Source organism: Shewanella putrefaciens (assembly GCF_016406325.1).
Taxonomy (GTDB): Bacteria; Pseudomonadota; Gammaproteobacteria; order Enterobacterales; family Shewanellaceae; genus Shewanella; species Shewanella putrefaciens.
Genome location: NZ_CP066370.1, coordinates 2,122,533 through 2,148,630 on the forward strand (window position 1 = coordinate 2,122,533; position 26,098 = coordinate 2,148,630).

At 42.5% G+C, this 26,098-nt stretch carries 23 protein-coding genes; 14 read left to right on the plus strand and 9 right to left on the minus strand.

Annotated features, from left to right (window positions below):
• Positions 1–21: 21 nt before the first annotated feature.
• From JEZ96_RS09540 to cmoA, 3 genes are read right to left on the minus strand one after another with little or no spacing between them, the layout of a single operon-like run.
• On the minus strand, positions 22–1,773 hold the full coding sequence (locus tag JEZ96_RS09540) for a M3 family metallopeptidase (protein WP_011789376.1): 1,752 nt from the start codon (positions 1,771–1,773) through the stop codon (positions 22–24).
• Positions 1,766–2,764, minus strand: coding sequence for a tRNA 5-methoxyuridine(34)/uridine 5-oxyacetic acid(34) synthase CmoB (cmoB, locus tag JEZ96_RS09545; RefSeq protein WP_025007653.1), 999 nt, complete (start codon positions 2,762–2,764; stop codon positions 1,766–1,768). The genes JEZ96_RS09540 and cmoB overlap by 8 nt, the downstream gene beginning before the upstream one ends.
• On the minus strand, positions 2,761–3,492 hold the full coding sequence (gene cmoA / locus JEZ96_RS09550; protein ID WP_014610598.1) for a carboxy-S-adenosyl-L-methionine synthase CmoA: 732 nt from the start codon (positions 3,490–3,492) through the stop codon (positions 2,761–2,763). Before cmoA ends, cmoB begins: the two co-directional genes overlap by 4 nt.
• Before the next feature lie 149 nt (positions 3,493–3,641).
• Between cmoA and JEZ96_RS09555 the strand changes: the two genes are divergently transcribed.
• From JEZ96_RS09555 to JEZ96_RS09610, 12 genes are all read left to right on the plus strand, one after another.
• Positions 3,642–6,455 (plus strand): transporter substrate-binding domain-containing protein, encoded by a 2,814-nt coding sequence (locus tag JEZ96_RS09555; RefSeq protein WP_025007654.1) that lies wholly within the window; start codon positions 3,642–3,644, stop codon positions 6,453–6,455.
• Positions 6,456–6,639: 184 nt separating this feature from the next.
• Positions 6,640–8,418, plus strand: a complete 1,779-nt coding sequence (aspS, locus tag JEZ96_RS09560; RefSeq protein WP_025007655.1) for an aspartate--tRNA ligase — start codon at positions 6,640–6,642, stop codon at positions 8,416–8,418.
• Positions 8,419–8,657: 239 nt separating this feature from the next.
• Entirely contained in the window at positions 8,658–9,404 is a 747-nt protein-coding gene (locus JEZ96_RS09565; RefSeq protein WP_011919284.1) for a YebC/PmpR family DNA-binding transcriptional regulator, read from the plus strand.
• A 103-nt stretch (positions 9,405–9,507) separates the two neighbouring features.
• Positions 9,508–10,029, plus strand: coding sequence for a crossover junction endodeoxyribonuclease RuvC (gene ruvC / locus JEZ96_RS09570; RefSeq protein ID WP_011789370.1), 522 nt, complete (start codon positions 9,508–9,510; stop codon positions 10,027–10,029).
• The gene (gene ruvA, locus JEZ96_RS09575) at positions 10,026–10,643 is read left to right on the plus strand and encodes a Holliday junction branch migration protein RuvA (protein WP_011789369.1); all 618 of its coding nucleotides are present in this window, start codon (positions 10,026–10,028) and stop codon (positions 10,641–10,643) included. Before ruvC ends, ruvA begins: the two co-directional genes overlap by 4 nt.
• A gap of 13 nt (positions 10,644–10,656) precedes the next feature.
• Complete coding sequence (gene ruvB / locus JEZ96_RS09580) at positions 10,657–11,661, plus strand: Holliday junction branch migration DNA helicase RuvB (protein ID WP_011919285.1); 1,005 nt, start codon at positions 10,657–10,659, stop codon at positions 11,659–11,661.
• Positions 11,662–12,582: 921 nt separating this feature from the next.
• On the plus strand, positions 12,583–15,099 hold the full coding sequence (locus JEZ96_RS09585) for a TonB-dependent receptor plug domain-containing protein (RefSeq protein WP_011919286.1): 2,517 nt from the start codon (positions 12,583–12,585) through the stop codon (positions 15,097–15,099).
• A 199-nt stretch (positions 15,100–15,298) separates the two neighbouring features.
• Positions 15,299–15,979 (plus strand): response regulator transcription factor, encoded by a 681-nt coding sequence (locus JEZ96_RS09590; RefSeq protein WP_025007657.1) that lies wholly within the window; start codon positions 15,299–15,301, stop codon positions 15,977–15,979.
• Between the two features lie 195 nt (positions 15,980–16,174).
• Entirely contained in the window at positions 16,175–17,302 is a 1,128-nt protein-coding gene (locus tag JEZ96_RS09595) for a M14 family metallopeptidase (protein WP_011789364.1), read from the plus strand.
• A gap of 11 nt (positions 17,303–17,313) precedes the next feature.
• Positions 17,314–17,631 (plus strand): hypothetical protein, encoded by a 318-nt coding sequence (locus tag JEZ96_RS09600; RefSeq protein WP_014610592.1) that lies wholly within the window; start codon positions 17,314–17,316, stop codon positions 17,629–17,631.
• Entirely contained in the window at positions 17,628–17,909 is a 282-nt protein-coding gene (locus JEZ96_RS09605) for a YeaC family protein (RefSeq protein WP_011789362.1), read from the plus strand. Before JEZ96_RS09600 ends, JEZ96_RS09605 begins: the two co-directional genes overlap by 4 nt.
• 281 nt (positions 17,910–18,190) lie before the next feature.
• Positions 18,191–19,384 (plus strand): amino acid aminotransferase, encoded by a 1,194-nt coding sequence (locus tag JEZ96_RS09610; protein WP_011789361.1) that lies wholly within the window; start codon positions 18,191–18,193, stop codon positions 19,382–19,384.
• Between the two features lie 59 nt (positions 19,385–19,443).
• Here JEZ96_RS09610 and yvcK read toward each other — a convergent pair whose 3' ends face one another.
• Positions 19,444–20,367 carry a uridine diphosphate-N-acetylglucosamine-binding protein YvcK gene (gene yvcK / locus JEZ96_RS09615; protein ID WP_025007658.1) on the minus strand — a complete coding sequence of 308 codons (924 nt, stop codon included), beginning with the start codon at positions 20,365–20,367 and terminating at the stop codon, positions 19,444–19,446.
• Positions 20,368–20,698: 331 nt separating this feature from the next.
• Here yvcK and JEZ96_RS09620 point away from each other — a divergent pair, with 331 nt between their 5' ends.
• Positions 20,699–21,511, plus strand: a complete 813-nt coding sequence (locus JEZ96_RS09620) for a glucosaminidase domain-containing protein (RefSeq protein WP_025007659.1) — start codon at positions 20,699–20,701, stop codon at positions 21,509–21,511.
• Positions 21,504–22,127, plus strand: a complete 624-nt coding sequence (locus tag JEZ96_RS09625; RefSeq protein ID WP_025007660.1) for a DUF2987 domain-containing protein — start codon at positions 21,504–21,506, stop codon at positions 22,125–22,127. The genes JEZ96_RS09620 and JEZ96_RS09625 overlap by 8 nt, the downstream gene beginning before the upstream one ends.
• 86 nt (positions 22,128–22,213) lie before the next feature.
• Here the strand turns inward: JEZ96_RS09625 and ttcA are convergent, their stop codons facing one another.
• From ttcA to ccoS, 5 genes are all read right to left on the minus strand, one after another.
• Positions 22,214–23,146 (minus strand): tRNA 2-thiocytidine(32) synthetase TtcA, encoded by a 933-nt coding sequence (gene ttcA / locus JEZ96_RS09630; protein ID WP_014610589.1) that lies wholly within the window; start codon positions 23,144–23,146, stop codon positions 22,214–22,216.
• A gap of 88 nt (positions 23,147–23,234) precedes the next feature.
• Positions 23,235–24,167, minus strand: coding sequence for a universal stress protein UspE (gene uspE / locus JEZ96_RS09635; RefSeq protein ID WP_011789356.1), 933 nt, complete (start codon positions 24,165–24,167; stop codon positions 23,235–23,237).
• A gap of 175 nt (positions 24,168–24,342) precedes the next feature.
• Positions 24,343–25,095, minus strand: a complete 753-nt coding sequence (gene etrA / locus JEZ96_RS09640; RefSeq protein ID WP_011789355.1) for an electron transport transcriptional regulator EtrA — start codon at positions 25,093–25,095, stop codon at positions 24,343–24,345.
• A gap of 55 nt (positions 25,096–25,150) precedes the next feature.
• On the minus strand, positions 25,151–25,843 hold the full coding sequence (locus JEZ96_RS09645; RefSeq protein ID WP_025007661.1) for a sulfite exporter TauE/SafE family protein: 693 nt from the start codon (positions 25,841–25,843) through the stop codon (positions 25,151–25,153).
• Positions 25,840–26,088, minus strand: coding sequence for a cbb3-type cytochrome oxidase assembly protein CcoS (gene ccoS / locus JEZ96_RS09650; protein ID WP_011789353.1), 249 nt, complete (start codon positions 26,086–26,088; stop codon positions 25,840–25,842). Before ccoS ends, JEZ96_RS09645 begins: the two co-directional genes overlap by 4 nt.
• Positions 26,089–26,098: the final 10 nt, after the last annotated feature.

The window sequence follows — 26,098 nt, forward strand, 5'->3', positions numbered from 1 at the left end:
CTATTGCGCTAATGGATGTGCTTACCGCGACATATTCGCAATATATTGAATAAGACTCGTTGGATCGGTAGGCCCCTCGATAAATGCGCTTAATTGTTCGCTTAAACTAAGTGAATCTTCGTTTACAACGAGAAGATTAAATAAACTGAGTTTATCGGATCGATTGGCTGTTATTTGATAGATGAGCTTTGCTAGCGCTTCTTGCCAAAGGGATTGATAGTAAAGCGGCCCTTCATTGGCAATTGCATTAAAACTATATGGATAGTCATCCACTTGTGACCACTCTTGTCCAAAACTGTATGTAAACTCGGTGGCGAGATCCCCATAGCTTTGCTGAGATTGAGCTTGATAAACGTTCAGGGCTACTTTGGCTCGAAATACCTTGAGCTGCTTTGTGTAAGCTTTTACAAGAATTTCGCGTTCATTTAAATAGGTTTGTTCATAGTGTGGAAACAGTTCGTTTTGAAGTATTTCAGCTAACCATAAACTACCAATATGATGGCTCTCCTGAATTGAATCTTGCGTATTATTGAGGTAAAAGTGGCTACCTTTTGCTAGCGATGTTACCGCTTGGGCCAAAGCGTGGGTAAATTGTTCAACATCTTTGTGCGTACTGAGTTGAGGTTTGAGATCTAAGGCTTGTTGACCAAATTGCTGCCCGATAACACCTTGACGTAGCGTTTGCTGCTGATGACGCTGGCGTGCAACATCATAGGAAATATAGAGTTCACCTAATAATCTGCGCTGGTGGTAAACCCTAAATATTGGGTGTGAAGATTCTTGGATGTTTATCGTTTCAATAGGCTCAAAATGGAGCCCCCATTGCTGTAGATAAGCAAAACTTTGAGCCAATATGTGTGCCGTTAGTAATTGCGGCGCTTGTGCAAATGCCTTTTGAGGCAATATTTGCCCAAGATCCCAAGGGGCTATCCCTACTGAGTGCGTTTGAGTATCGAGAAATGCCTTAACAAGCTCAGGTGATGATAAGAGTTGTGTACTGAGGCTGAAACTGGCGTGATCGGCAAAGCCTGCGGCCCAAGCGGTTTGTTGACGAAGTGCTAAAATCTGGTTTAATGCATCGCGATTGCGCTGATGTGCACGAGCTTGATAAGCTTGCCAGACTTGCGCGCGGCATTGAGGATGTGGTTGTTTGAGTAAATAGTGGGCAACCGTACCTGAAAAATGACGCAGTTGCGTATCTGCAACCTCTTCCCCATGTGATGCAAGGATCGCGTCTGTTTGATCTTCAGTAATCAGTTGGCACTTTTTATCATGGATATCGAGACTAAATTGTTGACTCGCTAACCCTTGGCTTATCGTCGCTTGAGCCGTATGTAGTGTTGCTTTTTCGGTTATTGATAACTGAGAGTCTATCAGTGATTGCAACTTACCGCTTAGCAGCATCTGCTCCCGATCACCTTGTGATAAAGCGTGGGTTAGCTGATGAAATTCAGTTTGATTGACGAGTTCCGACAAGGTGTCGGCAAGGCGTAATTGGCATTGTAATAACCCAGAACGCTCGTCAGCGGAGAGCGTAAACCCGCGGTAATAATTCACTCTATCATTGATATTATTAAGCCCAATGGTTTGCTGCTCTAAGATCAATGCCTGCTTTGCAATAGATAAAGGAAGTTGCTCTTCTGCATAAGCTGCTGCTAAATCAATTCTAGGTAAGCGTAGACACTGCTCAACAAGCAATGGCACAGGGCTTGGCGCGGCATAAATGAATCCGCTAAACAATAATCCAAGTGTCAGTAAAGTGAGTTTACCCATTAACTGTTTCTTGGTTAGGCTGGTTTTTTATTGCAATAATCGTCGCTCGCTTAGGCGCTGGATAACCCTCAATTGTTTTAGTGATATCAGTGGGATCAAGATATTCAAGCAGTGACTCATTGGGCATCCAGTCTGTACGTCGTTGCTCTGCAAGGGCTGTGACATCGGTATCGACACAACGGATATCAGTGAAATCACATTTCTTTAACCAGAGCATGAGCGCGGCAACTGACGGAATAAACCATACATTATTCATCTTGCCATATCTATCTTGAGGCACGAGTACGGCGTTTTCGTCGCCATCTATCACCAAGGTTTCTAGCACGAGTTCACCGCCAGTACGTAACTGATCACGCAATTGCAGTAAATGATCGATAGGCGAACGTCTGTGATACAAGACGCCCATAGAGAAAACCGTGTCGAATGCATCCAGCGGTGGTAATTCTTCAATACCCAGTGGCAAAAGGTGCACAGGATGATGGGCGCCCGCTAAACGTTTTACCGCTTCAAACTGACATAAAAACAACGGCGAAGGGTCGATGCCCACTACGCGTTTAGCCCCTGCGCCCAACATGCGCCACATATGGTAACCACTGCCACAGCCTACATCGAGCACTGTACGGTTTTTCAATGGGGAAACATGCTGCTTAACGCGATCCCATTTCCAATCGCTGCGCCATTCGGTATCGATATGAATGCCGTGAATGTGGAAGGGCCCTTTGCGCCATGGCATAAACAGGCGCAGTAGATTCTCTAGTTTCTCTTTCTCGCCAGGACTGAGTTGCTCGCCGCTGCCTACGGTGACGCTATCGACAAAATCTAATTGGTCTGGTGCAGGATAGTGTAACTTGTTGAGCACCTTTTCCCACTTTGGCAGGTTGCCATGTTTATGATCCCGTTGCCACTTACCTAAAATACTCGGCAGAGTCTCGAGCCAGTGTTGTAGATTGGAATCGGCAATTTGTTGGTAAAATGAGCTAAAGCTGATCACTTGATGGCCACCATAGAAGCAAAGTTAAAACATTGGAACCACAGACTAAAGTGACTAAAGCCTTGGCGGGTGAGTCGTTGTTGATGCGTGGTTAAGGTGTCTGGTTTCATGACATTTTCCAGCGCACTGCGTTTTTGGCTGATCTCAAGTTCGCTGTAACCATTAGCGCGTTTAAAGTCCAAATGTTGCTCTTCCAATAGTGTTTGGATCGGGGCATCTTCGAAGCGAATTTTTTCAGACAGCACTAATATCCCGCCGGGATTCAGACCTTGATAAATCTTCGCTATCAGGGTTTCTCTGTCTTCTGGCGGTAAAAACTGCAATGTAAAGTTGAGTACCACCAATGATGCATTTTGAATATCGATATCTCGAATATCACCGCAAACCAGATCAACATCCGTATCGCTGACATAGGCATTCAGGTTCTCTTGGCAGCGTGCGACCATAGATTCACTGTTATCGACAGCAATAATGCGACATTGGCGACCTTGGATTTGGCGACGAATACTTAAGGTCGCGGCACCGAGTGAGCAACCCAAATCGTAAATTTGAGTATTTGGCATGACGAAACGATCTGCAAAATCGCCTATGGTATTGATAATTTGCGTATATCCAGGCACGGAGCGGCGGATCATGTCACTGAACACGCCTGCTACACGGTTATCAAACTGGAAATCGCTAATGTGCTCATTTGGTTGAGCGTAGATAGTATCTTGAGAAGTGTTCATCTGGAATTATCTCGGAAATTCAACCCGGCATTTTAACGAATCAGATTGATTTGCAGCAAGTCTTAGGCTAGTAATTTGCGATAAATTTTTGTCTAATATGGCATAAATAACAAAATCATTACATGTACATCCAGTACTAAGGGCTCAACTTGAAGTTTGTGGTCTACTTAATTGTGATCTTGTGCAGCTATCTTTTGAGCATTACAGGGCAGGCGAGTCCATTGCCTAATGAGCCATTAATCATCGTTATGGGTGAAGACAGTTTTCCCTATCAATATGTGGATAGCGAAGGAGAACCGACAGGATTACTGGTTGATCTTTGGAAAGAATGGGCTAAGCAAACCCATACAGAAGTGGTGTTTGTCGCACGCCACTGGAATGAATCTCTCACTCAATTACAAAAAGGTAAAGCGCACGCTCATCTTGGTATGGGAATAACACCAGAAAGAGAGCAACTATTTGATTTTTCGACTCCGATTGCTGATGTTGATGCTTATCTTTATTTACACAAATCATTACGTAGTAAAAAATCAATCAAGGAATTGATTCCCTATCAAATCGGTGTTGTAGCAGGCTCATATCATGAAGCGCAGTTACAACGAATGGAGTCTAAATTAGTTTTAAAGCGTTATGAGAGTCGTGAAAAACTGCTTGCAGGCGTGGCCTCCTCAGAAATAGTGGTATTCGCTGGATTAGAAGGTTACTTGAAAGATCCCGCATCATCCCAAGATATTTCGGCTAATTTTCCTAATACAGCTCGCATAAAAATTAAAAGTGTCCAGTTTGTCCCCGCGACAGTTAAAGGTAACCAAGCATTAGTTGATAAGATTAATCGCGGTTTTATGGGTCTAGATCCTCAGTTTATCCAGCAGACTGAACGGCGTTGGTTGGGGATCCATAGGCAAAAATCTGGGTTGATTATTGCTATGCAACAGGGTGTTGAACCCTTTGTTGATCTCGGTGTTGATGGCTTACCCCATGGTTTGTATGTAGATATGTGGAAATTGTGGTCCGAAAAAACGGGAATCGATATTGATTTTATCACCGGTGACATGAATGCCAGTGTTGATGATGTACGTCGTGGTCTAGCGGATGCACATATTGGTTATCCAGAGAGTGATGACTTAAAAACTGGACTTACCCGAGCTTGGCCTCTCTATACAGTAAAGAGTCGACTGTTTATTTATCAGCAACAATTAAATGATGTATCCCAATTAAAGGGCAAACGGATCGGTGTTGTACCGACAGCACCTTATTTGGTCTCACTTAGGCAGGCTTTGCCTGATGTGTCTTTACGCTATTATGACAGTATGGATGCAATGGTGACAGCCGCCAGAACTGGTGAAATTGTTGGCTTTGTTGCAGCAGGGGCTTGGACATCTCATTACCTACTGCTTAATAAAGGCTGGTCTGACTTCCATCAATATCCCGACTTAGCGTTTTCGACCAATATCTATGTGCTTACTCGCAGTGATGATCCTGGACTTACGCAACGAATTGAAAATGGTTTTAACAGTATAACTCCCAAGGAATTTGCAGATATTGAGCATAAATGGATGCTCAACCCTCAGGATCATATCTTCAATCAAACGGAGCGTAACCGTATTAATTTAACGGCTATAGAGCAAACCTATCTTGAAAGTTTGGCTGAAGTGCGTATGGGTTATCTTAAACATTGGCCACCCATGGAGTTTACGGATGAACAAGGGGAGTTTTCGGGTATTAATAGTGATATTGCGCGGCTGTTAAAAGAAGAATTACACCTTAAGCTGACTCCCATTGCTTTTGATGACTGGCATGCGTTAATTCAAGCACTGCAAAAAGGCGATATTGCTCTTGCAGGCAGTGTAGCCAAAACGGCTGAGCGACAACAACGATTACTGTTTAGCGACCCATATTGGCCATCACCTTGGGGGTTAGTCTCACAACTCGAGCAGGTTTCTGTGTTTAACATCGCTCAGTTAGCAGGGCAAAGAGTCGCTGTGGTTGAAGGCTATCATTTGGTAGCGCAATTAATGGCATTACAGCCATCACTTAAATTGGTGCTAGTGACGGACACTAAAGCAGGGGTGAGTGCAGTGGCAAATGGTCATGCGGAGGTGTTTATTGACAAAGTGGTCACACTGGCCTCTGAGCTTAAAGGTGGAGAGTTTCCCACTCTCAAAATGTCGCTATTAAGTGATTTGGCCGATCAACATAGTCATATTGGGGTCAATCCGGAATTTGAACCCTTAGTGCCACTGATTAATAAAGCGTTAGCTATCATCGATAATCAACGTCAACAACAGATATATTCCCACTGGGTCTCATTTACGGTTTCAACGGATAACAGCCATTATCTTCAATGGATCCGCTACTTACTGTTCAGTGCCGTAATATTATCTATTGTTATGATAGCGGTGTTGGCGGTCAATAGACGTTTAAACCTTGAGATAACACGGCGAATTTCAGCGGAGAAACGGTTACAACATGTTGCAAACCATGATGTATTAACCCAATTACCTAATCGCGCGTTGTTAGATGACCGCTTAGCTCAAGCGCTATTATCACATCAACGAGATCAAGCCTACTTTGCTCTGTTATTTATTGACTTGGATGAGTTTAAGCAAATTAATGATCAGCATGGTCACCCAATAGGAGATTCAATACTGACACAGGTAGCACAAATTTTACTTAGTTCAGTGCGAAACTCTGATACCGTGGCGCGATTTGGCGGCGATGAGTTTGTGATCCTACTAAATCGTGTGCAAGATCTCGATGCCGCGACCCAAGTTGCTGATAATATCCTGCAGTCTCTTTCCTCGCCTTTGCTCATAGAAGGACAAACGGTGAGGGTTGCTGTCAGTATTGGTGTCGTACTTTATCCCCGAGATGGTGATACTGCTATTGGGTTGTTGAAAAAGGCTGATCAGCTAATGTACCAAGCCAAAAGTAGTGGGGGACGCTGTTACCGTATTTCTTGACGCTTTTTTGAACGCTTATACACAGATAATGTGTTCACCTCTAGTCAAGGGCGTAAAACTGTTTGATACTTCACCGCCTAAGAGTGAAGTACTTTGGTAATCGGTATTATTTGACTATAATGCCGCTTTTATCTCGTTTTGATTATTTCCAAAGCACCGGTTTCCGGATAAAGGATAGAGTTAGATGCGCAGTCATTATTGTGGAGACGTCAATAAGTCTCACGTTGGACAAGAAGTTACCTTGGTAGGTTGGGTTAATCGTAGCCGTGATTTGGGTGGCGTTGTCTTTTTAGATTTAAGAGACAGAGAAGGTCTCGTCCAAGTGGTTTATGATCCAGACTTGCCTGAGGTGTTTGCTGTGGCCAGCACACTGCGTGCCGAGTTCTGTGTTCAGGTAAAAGGTGTGGTTCGCGCTCGTCCAGATAGCCAAGTTAATGGTCAAATGAAGACGGGAGAAATTGAAGTATTAGGTAAAGCATTGACGATTATCAACGCTGCCGATCCGTTGCCACTGAGCCTAGATAACTATCAGAACAACAGCGAAGAGCAACGTCTTAAGTATCGTTACTTAGATTTACGTCGCCCAGAGATGGCGCAGCGTTTAATGTTCCGCGCTAAGGTCACCAGTGCAGTGCGTCGTTTCCTCGACTCAAACGGTTTTTTAGATATAGAAACCCCGATCCTAACCAAGGCTACGCCAGAAGGTGCCCGCGATTATTTAGTGCCGAGCCGTACTTATAAAGGCCAATTCTTCGCGCTGCCACAATCGCCACAGCTGTTTAAACAGCTGCTGATGATGTCAGGTTTTGACCGTTACTATCAAATTGTAAAATGCTTCCGCGATGAAGATTTACGTGCTGACCGTCAACCAGAATTCACCCAAATCGATATCGAAACCTCATTTATGACGTCCGAGCAAGTGATGGCGAAGACCGAAGAAATGATGCGCGGCCTGTTCCTTGAAATGCTCAATGTCGATCTCGGCGAATTTCCACGAATGACCTACAACGAAGCCATGCGTCGTTTCGGTTCAGATAAGCCAGATTTACGTAATCCATTAGAGCTGGTGGACATTGCTGATTTACTTAAAGAAGTGGAATTTGCGGTATTCTCTGGTCCTGCGAACGATGAAGAAGGCCGTGTTGCTGCACTGCGTATTCCAGGCGGCGCAGCACTGTCTCGTAAGCAAATCGATGATTATACTAAGTTTGTTGGCATTTATGGTGCTAAAGGCTTAGCGTGGATGAAGATTAATGACCTAAGCCTTGGCTTAGAGGGCATTCAATCACCCGTGCTTAAGTTCTTAAACGAAAGCATAGTGAATGAAATCATTAGCCGCACAGGCGCGCAAACTGGCGACATTATCTTATTTGGTGCAGATCAGGCGACTGTGGTTGCCGAATCGATGGGCGCACTGCGTCTTAAAGCCGGTGAAGATTTCAGCTTATTGCAAGGCGAATGGCGCCCATTGTGGGTGGTTGACTTCCCGATGTTTGAGAAAATCAACGGTAGCTTCCATGCAGTTCACCATCCGTTTACCGCACCGCGCGGTGTAACGGCGGCAGAACTTGAAGCCAATCCAGCTAATCGCGTTTCCGATGCCTATGATATGGTATTGAACGGCTGCGAATTAGGCGGTGGTTCAGTGCGTATTCACAACCAAGAAATGCAGTCTGCGGTATTCCGTATTCTGGGTATTACCGACGATGAAGCTAAAGAGAAGTTCGGCTTCCTGTTAGAAGCGCTGCGTTACGGTACGCCACCACATGCAGGTTTAGCCTTTGGTTTAGACCGCATCATTATGCTGATGACGGGCGCAAGCTCAATCCGTGATGTAATGGCGTTCCCGAAAACCACCACTGCCGCTTGTCCGCTGACTAACGCACCAGGTTTTGCCAATCCGCAGCAGTTAGCTGAACTTGGCATTGCCGTTGTTGAGAAAGCTGTTAAAACAGAAGGCTAATTTTTGTAAAACGACTTTCTGTGGTCATTTTATGCGTTGTATCAAACACCGAGGCATTAGCCTCGGTCTATTTTTAGTGGTAAATCATTTTATTGCTTATCAATAAGTTCATCCTTAGCTTTTTCAGCCCCATAACACCTTAGATGATTGGTAAGCTGTGCAACAATATATACCAAGTAACCTTAAATGATGAATGCAGCATCTTGAGATTACTTAGGTATCACAAGAGGAGACTTCCCATGGCAGGTCACAGTAAATGGGCCAACATTAAGCACCGTAAAGCAGCGCAAGATGCTAAACGCGGTAAACTCTTTACTAAATTTATTCGCGAATTAACCGTAGCTGCCCGTGAAGGCGGTTCAGATCCCGATTCTAATCCACGCTTACGAATCGCCATCGATAAAGCCCTCGGTGGCAATATGACCCGAGATACGGTTGAGCGCGCGATTAAACGCGGCGCCGGTGAGTTAGAAGGTCAGCAACTCGAAACCATTCTCTATGAAGGCTATGGCCCAGGCGGCACCGCTGTGATGGTTGAAACCATGACGGACAATCGTAATCGTACTGTGAGTGGTGTACGTAATGCGTTTAGTAAATCAGGCGGTAACTTAGGCACGGATGGTTCGGTTTCTTATCTATTCACTAAGCGTGGCGTGTTATCCTACGCGCCTGGGATCGATGAAGATGCATTGATGGAAGCGGCGCTTGAAGCGGGCGCGGAAGACATTATTAGCTATGATGATGGCGCGGTGGATGTGTTTACCGATCCCGTTGATTTCTATACGGTGAAAGAGCTGCTCGATAAAGCCCATTTTGTGGCGGATAATGCCGAAATCGCTATGATAGCCTCGACGAAAGCAGAGCTTGATCTAGAAACCGCTGAAAAATTTATGCGCCTTATCGACACCCTTGAAGATCATGATGATGTGCAAGAGGTGTATCATAATGCGGAAATCTCCGATGATGTGATGGCAAGCCTAGGCTAGATTGACTGTGAGCTGAATTGGGGCGTCAATTGATGCCAATTTCAGATCGCAAACGCTAACGTAGGAACAGGGACGCAAATGTAGATCCCATATAAGGTATTTAATGGCAATTATTTTAGGTGTTGACCCAGGTTCTCGGATCACAGGCTACGGCGTGATCCAATGTCAGGGACGACATCAGATTTATCTCGGCAGTGGTTGTATTCGCACTTCATCTGAAGAGCTTTCTGGCAGACTTAAACAAATATTTGATGGGATCACTGAGATTATTCGGCAGTATCAACCAGATGAATTTGCAATCGAACGCGTATTTATGGCCAAGAATGCTGACTCAGCCCTAAAACTTGGGCAAGCAAGAGGGGCGGCCATTGTTGCGGCGACTGTGGCAAATTTACCTGTAGCCGAGTACAGTGCAACACAAATAAAAAGTGCGGTAGTCGGTACAGGGCGAGCTAAAAAGGAACAAATACAGCATATGATCCAGCAACTACTGAAATTACCTGCCGCACCTCAAGCGGATGCAGCAGATGCTCTCGGCGTTGCTGTGTGTCATTATCACACTCGCCAAAGTTTAATTGCATTGAGTGGCCGAGCAACGGCAAGAACATACGGACGGTACAGATGATAGGTCGTTTACGTGGTGTGCTGGTTGAAAAACAAGCTCCTGAAATACTGATGGATGTTAATGGTGTCGGTTATGAGTTACAGATGCCACTTACCAGCTTTTATGAGCTGCCAGAGATCGATCACGAGACTGTGGTATACACCCATTTTGTTGTGCGTGAAGATGCTCAACTCCTTTATGGTTTTATCACTAAGCAGGAGCGGGCATTGTTCCGCTTACTGATCAAGACCAATGGTGTTGGTCCAAAACTCGCCTTAACCATTCTTTCTGGCATGACGGCATCGGAGTTTGTTGGTTGTGTTGAGCGCGATGATATCGTCACTTTAGTGAAGTTACCGGGAGTGGGTAAGAAAACCGCCGAGCGTTTACTTGTCGAAATGCGCGATAAGCTCAAGAGCTTGATGGAAGCATCTGCAGGCTCAGAGCGTGAGTTCGTGCTGCAATCCAATTATTCACCCACACCTACGGTGAATAGTGCCGAGGAGGATGCCATTTCTGCTTTGATCTCTTTGGGTTACAAACCACCACAAGCGAGTAAATCGGTTTCTGCTGCTTACAAAGAGGGCATGGATTCAGAAACCTTGATTAAAGCTGCACTTAAGTCGATGCTCTGATTAAGGAACCATAATGATTGAAGCAGATAGACTCATCCAGCCGCAACTTCAAGGACAAGATGATGTTGTGGATAGGGCAATGCGGCCTAAATTACTTGATGAATATACAGGGCAAGATGACACTCGCGCTCAGCTTAAGGTTTTTATTCAAGCAGCCAAAAATCGTAATGAAGCCTTAGATCATATGTTGATTTATGGTCCTCCAGGGCTAGGTAAAACGACATTAGCGATGATTGTTGCGAATGAAATGGGCGTTAATATCAAATCCACCTCAGGTCCTGTGCTTGAAAAAGCAGGGGATTTGGCCGCATTACTCACGAATTTAGAATCCGGTGATGTGCTATTTATCGATGAAATTCATCGTTTAAGCCCAGTAGTGGAAGAGATATTGTATCCAGCAATGGAAGATTATCAACTCGACATCATGATAGGTGAGGGGCCTGCAGCGCGTTCCATCAAGCTTGATTTACCGCCATTTACTTTAGTAGGTGCAACCACTCGAGCAGGGGCATTAACATCTCCTTTGCGTGCTCGCTTTGGTATTCCACTTCGACTTGAATTTTATAACATTAAAGATTTAAGCACGATTGTAACGCGCTCTGCACAAGTGATGGGATTAGAGATTGATACAGAAGGTGCGTTTGAGATTGCACGACGTTCTCGTGGTACACCAAGGATAGCTAATCGCTTACTTCGCCGTGTGCGCGACTATGCCGAGGTTAAACATGATGGTGCGATCACTCAATTTGTTGCCGATCATGCGCTGGATCTACTCGATGTCGATAATGAAGGGTTCGACTATATGGATCGAAAGTTGATGTTAGCCATTATCGATAAGTTTATGGGTGGGCCTGTTGGCTTAGATAACTTAGCCGCTGCAATAGGTGAAGAACGCGAAACTATCGAAGATGTGCTAGAGCCTTTTTTGATCCAACAAGGGTTTATCCAAAGAACTCCCAGAGGACGCATTGCTACGGCACGTGCGTATCAGCATTTTCAGTTGATCAAACCTGAGTAATGACCCTTAAATGGCGACCGCTGGTCGCCTTTCGTCATATCAATTTTGTATAGAAGCGCTTCATATTACACTTCATTCCATGTTTCGCCATTTAGAGTTTGTCAAAGCGAACAACATCCCATTTCGAAACATCATTATATCCGAGTATTAAAATCAGCTTGTTTTTAGCTTTACGCCATTATTTCAACCCAAGACATCATATAGTTTAATGGCACTCCACAAATATTTACATCTGTATCAATATCAGAACCTAAAAACAGTATTTTACATGTCTATATAAAATAATAAGCAAAAATGGGCAGTGGGCTCTAATTCGAATTCATGCCAAAACACACAAGAGAATTAAATCGTTAGCACTATTCTAGAACACCATATTTGATTAAATCACTTATGCCAATCAAATTGATGCATCTTTGTTAATTATTTGTTTGCAGTGAAAATCTTGTGCATAAAAATTACATTTTATTCATTATGTATCTTCTCTATATAGAGTCTTTGCTTTGTATTGTCTTGCTTTCCTATGTTTATAAATTTTAGTTATGCACAAATAGACGATAATTAATCGATATACAGTGTTGTGTTTTTCATCTGTTATCAAACGAATAGTGTGATTTACATCACATAAATCGATAATTACATTGTATGTTAAATGTTATTTTATTAACAGAGTTTATTGCTAATTATTACTATTTAACTGGCGTAAAAAACTTTTTTAATTAGGAAGTATGAATTTATAATTTTAAAGAAACAATAACGCAACAAATAAGATTATTTATAAAAACAATAATGTTTTTTTGGTTAAATTTTTGCGCATTGACTGAAGCAAAGTGAATCATCAGTATCAAGCGCAACAGTAGTACAGCAATAGTTGTACAAGCTGTAAGCATAAAAATAATAGTAAGATCTAGGGAGCATTCAAACATGATCAAAAGAACCAAAGTCGCGGCGGCTATTAATGTCGCAATCGTTACTTCCATCTCTGCGGGTACATTTGTTGCGTCAAACTCATTCGCGGCTGAAGAAACGGCGAAAGTAGAGCGTATTGAAGTAACTGGTTCACGTATTCAACGTCAAGATATGGAAACAGCTTCTCCTGTGACCGTAATTGATGCTGCAGCGATTAAAGCGGAAGGTTTTACCTCTGTGGACCAAATGCTACAAGTTCAAACCTCTATGGCAGGTGCTGCTGTAGGGTCAAGTACAAATAATGGTGCTGATGGTGTTGCGCAGGTTGATTTACGCGGTATGGGATCACAACGTACATTAGTACTATTAAATGGCCGCCGTATGGTGAACTCAGGTTCTGGAGCGGATAGCTCTGTGGATTTGAATTCTATCCCTGTAGCTATGATTGCCCGCGTTGAAATTCTGAAAGATGGTGCTTCAGCGGTTTACGGTTCTGATGCAATTGCGGGTGTAGTCAACATCATCACCAAGAAAGACTTTGAAGGCTTCCAATTAGATTTTAATGGTAGCGGTACGGATAAAGGTGATGGTCGCAATGGCGATGTTAGTGCATTATACGGCTTTAATACCGATGGTGGTAACTACACATTTGGTGCGGCGTTTTCGGACCGTCGCGATGTAATTCAAGCGGATCGTGATTGGACAGCAACAGGAGAAAGCTGGAGTATTCCGACAGGTGCATTGGATTACATGGTTAAAGATGCAAATGGTAATTGGGTAGACCAAGAAGAAGTATACGATTATACACAAGACAGCTATTATCAAACTCCGAGCGAACGTCGCAGCTTATTTGCAAATATGACCCAAGAGCTGGGTAATGATGTGGTATTAACTGCAGATGCAATCTATACAAATCGTCGTTCCCATCAGCAAATGGCCGCTCAGCCTGCAAATATTGGTCTAAATGTTTGTGGTAATGCTAATGTTCCAGCTGGTGCTCCATGCATAACACTAGACAGTGCTATGACAGCCGCAGGTATAAAAGCAAATGATAAAGGTTTAGTTAACTACCGCCGTCGTACCAATGAAGTCGGCCCTCGTATCTACACTCAGGATACCGATACTTGGCGCTTATCTGGTGGTTTAGCGGGTACTTTAGATGTACATACGGGTATGAATTGGGATGTCACCTATACCTATGGTAAAAACAAAGCTGAAACCGCAGTAGAAAACTCTATCAACGCTACAGATATGGCCACTTCTATCTATGCTAACCCAGATGCGTGGTTTAGTGGTGCACCACTAACACAACAAACTATTAATGCTATCGGTTATTCTGAGAAAGCAAATGGCGGCAATGAACAGCAAACATTGTCAGCGGGATTAAATGGTGAGTTATTTGATCTAAAAGCAGGTGCTGTTGGCTTTGCTATCGGTGCTGAATATCGCCGTGAAAGTGGTTTTTATAATCCCGACCCAATTGTAGTTGCAGGTGAAAGTACTGCAGCACAGCAAGATCCAACGGATGGCAACTATAATGTTGTCTCTATTTTCCAAGAGGTCAGTGTACCATTTACTGAGAAATTAACAGGTGAATTTGCACTGCGTTTAGATGATTACTCTACTTTCGGTAAAGCAACCACGTGGAAAATTGGTTTAACTTATACCGCTACCGATGACCTGATGGTTCGTACTGTGGCAGCGACTGGATTCCGAGCACCAAGTGTAGCCGAATTATATGGTGGTAACTCTGGTTCATTTGATTATTTGAAAGATCCATGGGGCAATATTAAAGATGCTCAAATCTTAGTAAATCGCACATCAGATCCAGATCTGCAACCTGAAGAGTCTGAATCTTACACGGCCGGTTTAGTATATTCACCGAGCTACATCGATGGTATGTCTGTTACATTAGATTACTGGCGATTTAAGTTAGATAACGCTATTGCACGTATGGATACTCAAGTTGGTTTGAATGCTTGTCATGCAGGTGATGCGTCAGCTTGTGAAACTTTCAATATCGGTGCAGGTGGTAATTTAGATAATTTAACTAACGCACTGACTAATGTTGGTTCACAAGACACTAGCGGTATTGATTTCAATTTAGCTTACAGCTTTGGATTGATTGGTTTAGACTGGAAAGTTAGTAATGACACCACTTATCTAGTTAAGTTTGAGCAAGATGGTGAGGAATATACGGGTACAATCGATGGTAACTTCGGTGCTTATGCGCGTGTTCGTAACAACTTTAGCATCTCTGCAGGCCAAGACGATTGGAGTGTAATGTATTTTAACCGTTATATTGGTGATATGCGTGACCTCGCAGAAGGTAATAAAGTAGGTGATATTATTTACCACAACATCTCAGGTACATATCATATCAATGATATGACAACCGTTAGTTTAGGCGTTAAAAACTTTACTGATGAAAAACCTGTTACTGTTTCTAACGGTAGCGATGGTGGTACAGTTCCAGAAGTTTACGATACTATCGGTCGCACCATTTATGGTGGTGTAACAGTTAAGTTCTAAATTTAAACCTTTAATTTTAAAAAGCGCCTTAGGGCGCTTTTTTATTGCCGAAAGGGAACGAAGTATTTGTTATCGAACTTGACATCATTACTCGGATCACATTTTAACTGTAACTTATCTTTACGCGTGTTTTAGGACTAGAGACACCTGTATAGCTATGGTAATATAAATGATATCGATTCTCGTTTGGATATTAAGGATGAGTAAAATACTTTTGGTCGATGATGATCCCTTGTTCAGAACTTGGTTAGCTGATGCCCTTATTGCTCATGGGCATGAAGTAGAGTGTGCTACTAATGGTTTAGACGGGCTAAATCGTATTCGTGCTGGTTTTGCAGACGTGATCATGCTTGATTTAGTGATGCCACAGATGAATGGATTTGAGGTATTAAAAGCCCGTGAGTGTTCAACGCCTGTTATGATGCTTTCAGCCCGAGATAGCGAAGATGATCGCATTATGGGTTATGAGTTGGGGGCTGATGACTTTTTAAGTAAACCATTTAGTATTAAGGAGTTGATCGTTAGACTGGGTGCACTGGAGCGCCGCCTACATTCACATCGGATCATGCAGCATAAAACCGAACACTCCCAAGTTAAATCGGTTAATTTTGATGAAACTAGCTATCGCATTACGATTGGTAATCGCGGGGTCGATCTTACCCAAACTGAGTTTCGACTCTTTAAGTATTTATTCGAACGCAAGGGGCAGGTGATTACGAAACAGGAGCTTCAACGTTCAGTTTTACAAAAAGATCTTGGACGCTTTGATCGTAACTTGGATATGCATATCAGTAATACAAGACGTAAACTCGCGAAAACCAGTTTACCGCGTAATTTGATTAATACCGTGCGTGGGCAAGGTTACAGTTTTACGGTTTAGGCTTTTGTCCGACATAAGGCGGGATTGACTGCTCGCTGTCATCGGTTAATAAAAAGCCGACTGATTTCACATTAGCTGAAAATACTGGCTTTCATTTTCACCTCACGCGGTTTTGGTTTATTCTATCGGGCATAAATTATGGGTGTAGCATGTGTCATCAATAGCCCTCACATGAATAAACGAGTAGGAATCATTATGCGGATCAGTGCCAATTTTGATGGTGGAAATATCCAAGTAGTCAATCTTGATAATAAAGATGATATTCAACTTGCGATCCGCCCCGATGCCGGTGGCGAGTTTTATCAATGGTTTAATTTTCGATTTGAAGGTAGCGTTGGTCATCAATACACGTTAAATATCATTAATGCAGGTACCGCTTCTTATCCAAAAGGTTGGGAGAATTATCAAGCTGTTGCCAGTTATGATCGCCAGCACTGGTTTCGTGTGCCGACACAATATCAAGATGGCACATTAACTATTCAACTTGAGTTAGATTGTGATGCAATCCAACTAGCCTATTTTGCACCTTACAGTTACGAACGCCACTTAGACTTACTCAGCAGTGCTCAATTGCATCCTGATGTTAATTTAGAGCATTTAGGCTTAACCTTAGATGGTCGAGATATCACGCTTGTGAAAGTGGGTAATGCCCATCCTTCCAAGCGTAATATATGGATCACAGCCAGGCAGCATCCTGGCGAAACTATGGCTGAATGGCTAGTTGAAGGCTTAATTAACCGTTTGCTTGATAATGACTGCCCAACAGCAAAATCTCTGCTCGATAAAGCAAACTTTTACATTGTGCCCAATATGAACCCCGATGGTAGTGTTAGAGGGCATCTTCGTACCAATGCGGTAGGTGTTAATCTTAATCGCGAGTGGCAAAGCCCAAGTTTAGAAAAGAGTCCTGAGGTTTATCATGTTGTAAATAAGATGAAACAAATTGGCGTCGATTTATTTTACGATGTGCATGGTGATGAAGGTTTACCCTATGTATTTCTTGCTGGCTGTGAAGGCGTACCGACATATAGCGACAGATTGGCACAGTTACAGGCCGATTTTAGTCAAGCATTAACTTTAGCCAGTGCTGATTTTCAAACTCAATTTGGTTATGCTAAAGACGAACCGGGTCAGGCTAACTTAACCGTGGCATCAAATTGGGTAGCACAAACCTTTGAATGTTTATCCAATACACTTGAAATGCCATTTAAAGACAATAATAACTTACCCGATCCTTTTGTTGGCTGGTCGCCAGAGCGTAGCATTTATCTGGGTGAAGCCTCGTTAATCGCCATGCTGGCTGTTGTGGATAAATTGAGATAAATGAGGCGGATATGGCATTAATTGAATGTCCTGTATGTCGTAAGCGTATGTCCAGTAAATCGAGTGCTTGTCCACATTGTCAGGCAAAAACGAATGGAGACAATGAGTCCTTATCGAGGATTAGCCATATTCAAAAATCCAGCAGTTTAATGAACCAGAGTTTTATTGCGATGACACTGTTTATTGCTGGCGTTGTGATCTGGTTTTGGGGAGGTGAGCCTGCCGAAGGGATGCGTGCAAATATCGCCGGTATCTGTTTTGTATTCGGTTTTGTAGGTTACCTCGTGACTCGAATAAGAATTGTGTTACATAAACGGAAAAGTGTATGACTGACATAAATCAAGTGATTGACCAAATGCCCCTCGAAGTCTATGAAAGATTGCGTAGCGCAGCAGAGTTAGGCAAGTGGGAGGATGGCACTGTATTGAGTGAAGCACAACGTGAATCAACATTGCAAGTGGTCATGCTTTATCAAGCTCGTAAGCTTGATCAGACAGAACATTTTACAATCTCAGCCAATGGCAAAATTAACGAATTGTCTAAAGCGGAATTGAAAAAACAGTTTCGTGGCGAATCGATTGCCGAGTTCAAAGTTCAAGATCTCTAATCTTGTCGCTACAGCCACTGTAAATGGTGGCTTGTAGCATAGATTTGATTACAGAAAGATTCTGCACATAAGTCGTGTGCGCTAACCGTGATAAAGTTGATTTTCAGCGTCATTTATCAGTAGTGATTAGAAATGGTGAATCCAATCGTACTTTTTTTCATTAATCACTATCGAGTACAACAATTTCTCAAAGATGCTATCTAAGGTGCTATTACCCTCCTTAAGACAGTGGTATAAATAAGCCCAAATTTCCCTACACGCGAACATTTAGGACAATAGTCATGATTTTCTCTCAAGTAGTACTCGCTCCTGCAGATCCAATCCTTGGTTTAACAGATACCTTTAAGGCAGATCCTCGCCAAGATAAAGTGAACCTTGGGGTTGGCATTTATAAAGATGAAGCAGGACAGACCCCCGTATTAGCGTCTGTTAAAAAGGCCGAGGCATTGCTTCTTGAGCAAGAAAAGACAAAAAACTATTTAGGTATTGAAGGCGTTATTGCCTATAACCGCGTTGTACAAGAATTATTGTTTGGAGAATCGAGTGAGCTAGTTGCTTCTGGCCGCGCCGTTACCGCACAGGCCCCTGGAGGTACTGGTGCATTGCGTATTGCCGCTGAGTTCTTATTGCGTAATACACCCTCTCGTACCGTGTGGGTCAGTAATCCTACTTGGGCTAATCATCAAAATATTTTCGAAACGGCGGGTTTGACCGTTAGAGAATACGGTTACTACAACGCAAATGCTCACGATATTGATTTCGATGCCATGATGACAGATATCTCGGCTGCAAATGCAGGCGATATCATTCTACTACATGGTTGCTGCCATAATCCGACGGGGATTGATTTAACCTTGGCTCAGTGGGACTTAGTTGCACAATTATGTGCAGATAAGAAACTGGTTCCCTTGTTCGATTTTGCCTATCAAGGTTTTGGAGTAGGGATAGAAGAAGATGCGGCAGGTTTACGTTTAGTGGCATCTAAGGTACCTGAACTGCTTATTGCTAATTCTTTTTCTAAAAACTTTGGTTTGTACAATGAACGTATTGGCGCTGTAACAGTGGTAGCCGAAAATGCAGATGCGGCTGAACGTGCTTTCAGTCAAGTGAAACGTACTATCCGTGCAAATTACTCTAACCCTCCTGCACATGGAGCCTTAATTGTAAGCACGATTTTAGGCGATGCATCCTTAAAAGCGCAGTGGGTACAAGAAGTCACTGAAATGCGTGAACGTATTGCGAAAATGCGCACGCTGTTTGTTGATAGTTTAAAGGCCGAAGGTGTGACGCAAGACTTTAGTTTTATTTCTCGACAAAGTGGTATGTTTAGTTTTTCAGGTTTAAATAAAGCACAAGTTGCACGCCTCAAAGATGAGTTTGGTGTCTATATTGTTGGCTCAGGACGCATCAGTGTTGCTGGAATGACGAAAACAAATATGCCAGTGATTTGTAAAGCTATCGCTCAAGTGATTTAAGCGGCAAGACAGCACATAGTAGAAGGACAGCAAATGCTGTCCTTCTACATTAGTATGGGTTAAGAGGCGAGAGGATGCATTGTCAGATCCAATTTTAGACTTAGCAATGCACTTAATGCTTCCCGAAGACCTGCGTGATCGTGCAGATTGGGGTTATGATGATTCTTTAAAGGGAAGTCATTAATAAATGAACCTAAGCGAATTTGATCACCATGGCGTAGCACTTGGCTTATAACAGGACGACCAATAACCTGGTGGCACCAAGAGATCCGCTGTTCTAGGCTAAATTGACCCGCAGGAGATAACTCTGGATACAAATTATCGATAAAGATTATCTGTGCTTTAGTTGCGGCTAAACTTTTAGCGAAACGTGGTAACAGTAGCGGTGGCATGATACTGGTTAAAAAGCTACCTGGTCCTATGATAATTAAATCCGCATTAAGTACGGCCTGACAGGCTTCAAAAGTCGCATCTACCTGTGGTTCAAGACACAATGCGATAGGTACATCCGCCATACTATCTACATTCGTTTCACCAAAAACCTTACTCCCACAGGCTTGGATTGCGACTAAATGAGTCGGCTGCTCTGACATAGGGATAAGTTGAGTTTCAATATTCAATAAGCTACGAATAAGATTAACGGCTTCAAGCGGTCGAACACAAAGCTGATCGAGTGCTAGCAAAATAAGGTTGCCTAAATTATGGCCACTCAGTTCAGTTTCACCTTGAAAGCGATATTCAAATAGTTCAGAGCCAATGGAAGGGCGGTTAGCTAGGTGAGAAAGGCAGTTGCGAAGATCACCCCATGCAATGCAATTTTGTTGTGCTCTAAGGCGACCTGTTGATCCTCCATTATCAGTGGTGGCCACAATTCCCGTAAGGCGTTTACCTAGAAAATCAAGCGAAGAGAGCACTCTTCCTAAACCATGGCCTCCACCTATGGCAACGACATGATTAAATTGATTTAACATTTGATATTGCATATGGGTTGTTCCTTCCTGAATACCCTAAAAAATCCTGCTTTGTCACTGGGTTATTTCCATGCCATAGATGGTCAATGCTAAGGTTGGAGGTATGTTATTACTCAAGTCACAACTTGAGCCCAATGGGGAACCTTAGTATAAAAGCTCAGTCAAAAGCATGCACTAAAAATTAGTTTCAATACAAAAATACTCAATGGGTTACATTAGCTATCAATATTTTTGGTCGTGTTAAAAAAAGAGGTTAACAGTACAAATTTCATTTAATTCAATATATGACATATAATCTGGCGTTTATTTTACCATTACAGGTAGCTATTCCTAAGGTGACTTATTGAAAACAGGTAGAGTTGGTTCATTTACATTGGCGTTAGCCATAGTGATATTAGCGATTTTTTCGTTAAGGGTTTTGCTCATTCCTGAGGTGAGTCAGCCAGAGTCCATTACCAGTCAATTGGAACGCGCAGTTACTCCTGTCACTCAAATCCCTGACTTTTCGGGAATAAATGATATAACGGAAAAAAAGAAAGCTTTTTTTGACTTTTTACGCCCGATTATTCAACAGCAAAATGCCATCATTGAAGAGGAACGTAATTTAATTAGTGATGCACTGACTGAGCTGGAGAATGGCGGTACTCTTTCATCGTCACAGTTAACACAATTAAATATGCTGTGTGATAAGTACCAATATGCAGCACGTAATATCGATATTAAATCTTTGAATAGTTTGCTAAAACGAGTAGATATTGTTCCTGAGTCGATGGTACTTATTCAAGCCGCAAATGAATCAGGATGGGGGAGTTCACGTTTTGCACGCGAAGGATTTAACTTTTTTGGGGAATGGTGTTTTTCAACAGGTTGCGGCATAGTTCCTTCATCACGTGGCTCAGGAAAAATGCATGAGGTAAAAGTATTTTCATCCGTTGATGCCTCAGTGTCATCTTATATGCGTAATTTAAATTCAAACCCTGCTTATGCTTTATTTCGTTCAATCCGCGCTGATTTACGTTCACAAGAAGTAGAACCAACAGCCAATCAACTCATCTATGGGTTAGTGAATTATTCTGAAAGACAAGAAGCTTATATCGATGAATTACTCGATATGTTACGTCATAATGAAAAATATTTGGTAAATGCTGATGTTTAAGAAATACTTATTTATTGGGTTATACTTTTTGGTTGGTGCAGTAAATGCAGAGACAATATCTCTTGAATATAAAGGCTTTTATGATAGGTTAAAACAAGTCGCTAAAGGTAATTTTCAATTGGTTGAAATAGCATTTAGTGTGCCTATACAACAAAATTGTGTCATTCAGAGTGGTACAATTTCCAGTGAAAAAAACTCAACGCCATTAACTTATACCAAACAACAGCGCTTATTTATTCCTTTAGATGATGATTTAAAAGATCAACGCGCTTTGGTTAACTTAGTCTTTGAAGGTGCAGCTAAAGAGTGTGGTATTACAATGCAGGTTAGGGCAAAACAGGCCTTAGCTGAATACGATAAAGCACGTTTACAACAAATTACCACTGAAATGGACCGTCTACTTGGAACAATGCAAGGCTTTCCTATGCGTTATTTTAAGGCTCCAATAGCCGGGTTGAATTTTGAATTTACACCAGAACAAGACGTTTATGCCGTACTTGATGGCAGAGAACAAACGATAAAAGGGAATTTTAGATTAACCACATCCGAGCTAGAAAATCTCAGTATGTTAAAATTTAGTCAGCCGCCAAATGTTGTCAGTCCTTGGGTAAAATAACATTATTTCACCTAAAATTATGACTAAAAAGCCCACATTATGTGGGCTTTTTAGCTTAAAGCATGGTTTGCTTTAGTGGATATTGTTTAAGCTTCATAAAAGCTGACAACATCGATACGCTGCGCAGCATCTAAATCGATATGACCGCTGTTAGCAATATCTACAAAATCGAAGGCGGGTAAATCAGCCTCGGCAACGTCACCAGTCATTGGTACATTGGGATCGCGCTTTAAAGAAATAAAATCAAACTGTTCACGATCGACACCCTGTGATGGAGCCGTGTTCTGCATGGCAGTAAAAATGGTTTCAATACGGCCAGGATATTGTCGATCCCATTGATTAAGCATATCTTTAACCGCGGCACGTTTTAAATTTTCCTGTGAACCACAGAGATTACAAGGGATGATTGGAAACTGTTTAAGCTGTGCATATTCCTCTAAATCTTTCTCACGACAATAGGCTAGGGGCCGTATCACAATGTTGGCGCCATCATCAGAAAGTAATTTAGGGGGCATTGCTTTCATTTTTCCGCCAAAAAACATATTTAGAAACAGGGTTTCAATGATGTCATCTCTATGGTGACCAAGAGCAATTTTAGTTGCACCAATACGTTGTGCAAAGCCATACAGCGTACCACGGCGAAGACGAGAGCACAGTGAACATGTTGTTTTGCCCTCAGGGATCTTATCCTTCACGATAGAATATGTGTCTTTTTCGAGGATATGATAAGGCACCTTGAGTTTATCGAGATAAGCGGGAAGAATATCCTCTGGGAAGCCTGGCTGCTTTTGATCTAAATTGACGGCAATAATTTCAAATTGAATAGGCGCGCGTTGCTGTAAATTCATTAGAATATCGAGCATAGCATAACTGTCTTTGCCACCACTTAAGCAACACATAACACGGTCGCCATCCTCAATCATATTGTAATCTGCGATGGCACTCCCCACCTCACGACGCAAACGCTTTTGTAATTTATTAAGACGGGTGGTGTGTTTTTTCGATAATTCTTCAGACATAGCTTCCAACATAAAAAAGCGCCCAGTAACTGAGTTTCAGGGCGCGTATTATTCCAGCTATCTCATGCGGGGTAAAGAGCCGTGTGGTTTAGGTTTCTTCTAAGGGGGATTTATAACCATCGGGTTTGATAGCCAGTAAGTCGCAATTGATGCTATCGATAACATGCTCAGCCGTATTACCGATAAGTGCGGCTGAAAATCCTGTTCGCCCTACGGTTCCTAGGATGACTAATTCAGCATCTAACTGAGCAGCAAGATCAGGTATAACATCTTCAGGTAACCCCTCTTTCACATGACAGTGATTGCTATCGATACCATAGGCATTCGCGAGATAACTAACACGATCTTCATGTTGGATACGGATAGTATTGTTATAGGTCTGTGCATCAAAGTCTGGTAATTCAATGGCTAAATTAACGGGTGTGCCAGGGTAGCCATTAACTAAATGCACCTCAGCGGCAAACTTAAGCGCAAGATCTTTTGCATGTTCAATAATTTTACCATTGAGCATTTGATGATCGGTATCTTCGGTAGCCACATTGACGGCACACAGAATTTTGCCTGCAGCCGGCCAGTCACGTTCTTTAACCATGAGCACTGGAACAGGTGCTTTACGCATTAAATGCCAATCAGTTGGTGTAAAAATGACCGCTTTGAGTTTGTCATGGGCATGAGTGCCCTTAACAATCAAATCATAGTGGCCAGCGATGGCGTGGTTAATAATGCTTTCAAAAGGACGATTGTGCCAGATTACCTGGGTATCAATACTGAGCTGTAAATGACTGTATGCGGCAAGCAGATCTTGAATCCAAGCCAAGCGTTGATCGATAACGCCTTGACGCATAGCTTCACGTTCTTGGCTCGATAAAATCGATGTCATTTCATAGGAGAAATCAAAAATAGAGAGAAACACAGTCACATGGGCGTTACTTTTACTGGCCAAGGTTACCGCACGGGCGAGTGCAACTTGATTTTCGGTAGTAGGGTCTACTACAACCAGTATTTTTTGATAATCCTTCATAACATGTTCCTTTAGTCATAGGCTCAGATTCATCATGAGCCTTTGGCAGTTAGCTGTATTGTTCTAGATCAAAACTCATTTAAAAAACAGCGTCTAAGCATCCAATATCCTACTTTATTGACATCACTATAAATGATCATTTTCTCTTTCACTTAATCTGCAACGAGCAATTTACTTATCTTGCAATTCGGGAATTCCCAGCGAGTAGGTTAAGTTCTTGATGATCAACAATAGTGATGTACTTTCCTTTCACTTCAATTAATCCTGATTTTTGAAAACGTCCTAACAGGCGGCTAATCGTTTCAACAGTTAAACCAAGATAGTTACCAATATCACCTCGTGTCATAGTGAGACGGAATTCTTTCGGTGAAAAGCCACGATTACCAAAGCGATTGGCTAAATTACTGATAAAAGCGGCAAGGCGTTCTTCGGCATTCTTTTTGCTGAGTAGGAGGATCATTTCTTGATCGCTCATGATCTCATTACTCATTAGACGCATAATTTGTTGACGCAACTTAGGCATAGTACCAGAAAGCTCATCAAGAATATTAAATGGGATTTCACAAACCATAGATGTCTCGAGTGCTTGTGCAAAACTTTGGTGCAGTTGGGCGTGAATACCGTCAAAACCAATCACATCACCAGCTAAGTGAAAGCCTGTGATTTGCTCATCCCCTTGTTCGGTAATGGTATAACTCTTAATAGTACCGGAGCGAATGGCAAAGAGAGATTTTAACGGATCTCCCGACTTAAATATTTGCTCGCCTTTTTGAATGGGTTTTTTACGCTCAATAATATCATCAAGTTGATCAAGCTCATCTGCGTTGAGGGTAAAAGGAATACAAAGGGTTCCCATACTGCAATCGTGACAATGGATTGCGCACCCGCTGGCTGCAGGACGACGATTTTTATTTTGTTCTATTGTCATGTCGGTTCTCAAGTTTATCCACTGAAGCCATGTTAAACCAATTCACTCACTTGGGCTAGTTTAGCTGCGACAGTGCGATATATAAAGTTTGGCCACCAAAGGCAACTAATAGTAAACCACTCAATAGTCTAACCGTTTTCTTTTGTACCCAAACAGCAAGGTGTTTAGCAGCCACGCCAGCACTTAACAATGAAGGTAAGGTGCCTAAGCCAAAGGCTAACATGATTAAGGCACCTTGGCTTGCAGAGCCTGAAGCAACCGACCACGTTAAAGTGCTATAGACAAGACCGCAGGGGAGCCAGCCCCAAATAAATCCGGCCATTATCGCTTGGCTCGGATTTTTGATGGGGACAAGGCGCTGAGCTATGGGTTTTAGATACTGCCACAACCATTGCCCGACACGCTCAATTTGCACTATTCCGACCCAAATTTTAGCGATATACAACCCTGTTGCTATCATCATTAGTCCTGCAATGACCCGCAAAACAATGAGATAAGTATCGAGTTCGAATAAATAACCAAGACCTGCCGACGATGCACCAACCAAGCAACCTGCTAAGGTATAACTCAAAATACGACCTACATTGTAACTTAGTAAATACTTGAGTTGATGCGTCAGTAAATTCCCCGTCTTTGGATGGGGGATTTGGGCTGAGAAAGCCCCCACAAGACCACCACACATACCAAAGCAATGTGCTGCGCCCATTAATCCAACCAGAAAGGCACCGGTGACATTGTACTCGATCACAAAGGCATGCCTTTTTGTTGTTTTTTGATTGCTTGCAGTGCTGCGATATCATCAAGTTCTGCCGATGATTGAGTAACTGCCGTTTCTGTATTATTTGGTTTGTCAGTATTTTCATCAAACAGTATAGAAACACTTTGACGGTCAAGATCGTCAAATTGCTCAGATTTAACCGCCCAAAAAAAGACCATTACAGCGATGGCGACAAAGATCATGGCAATGGGGATAAGCACATAAATAATTTCCATAATGACCTCT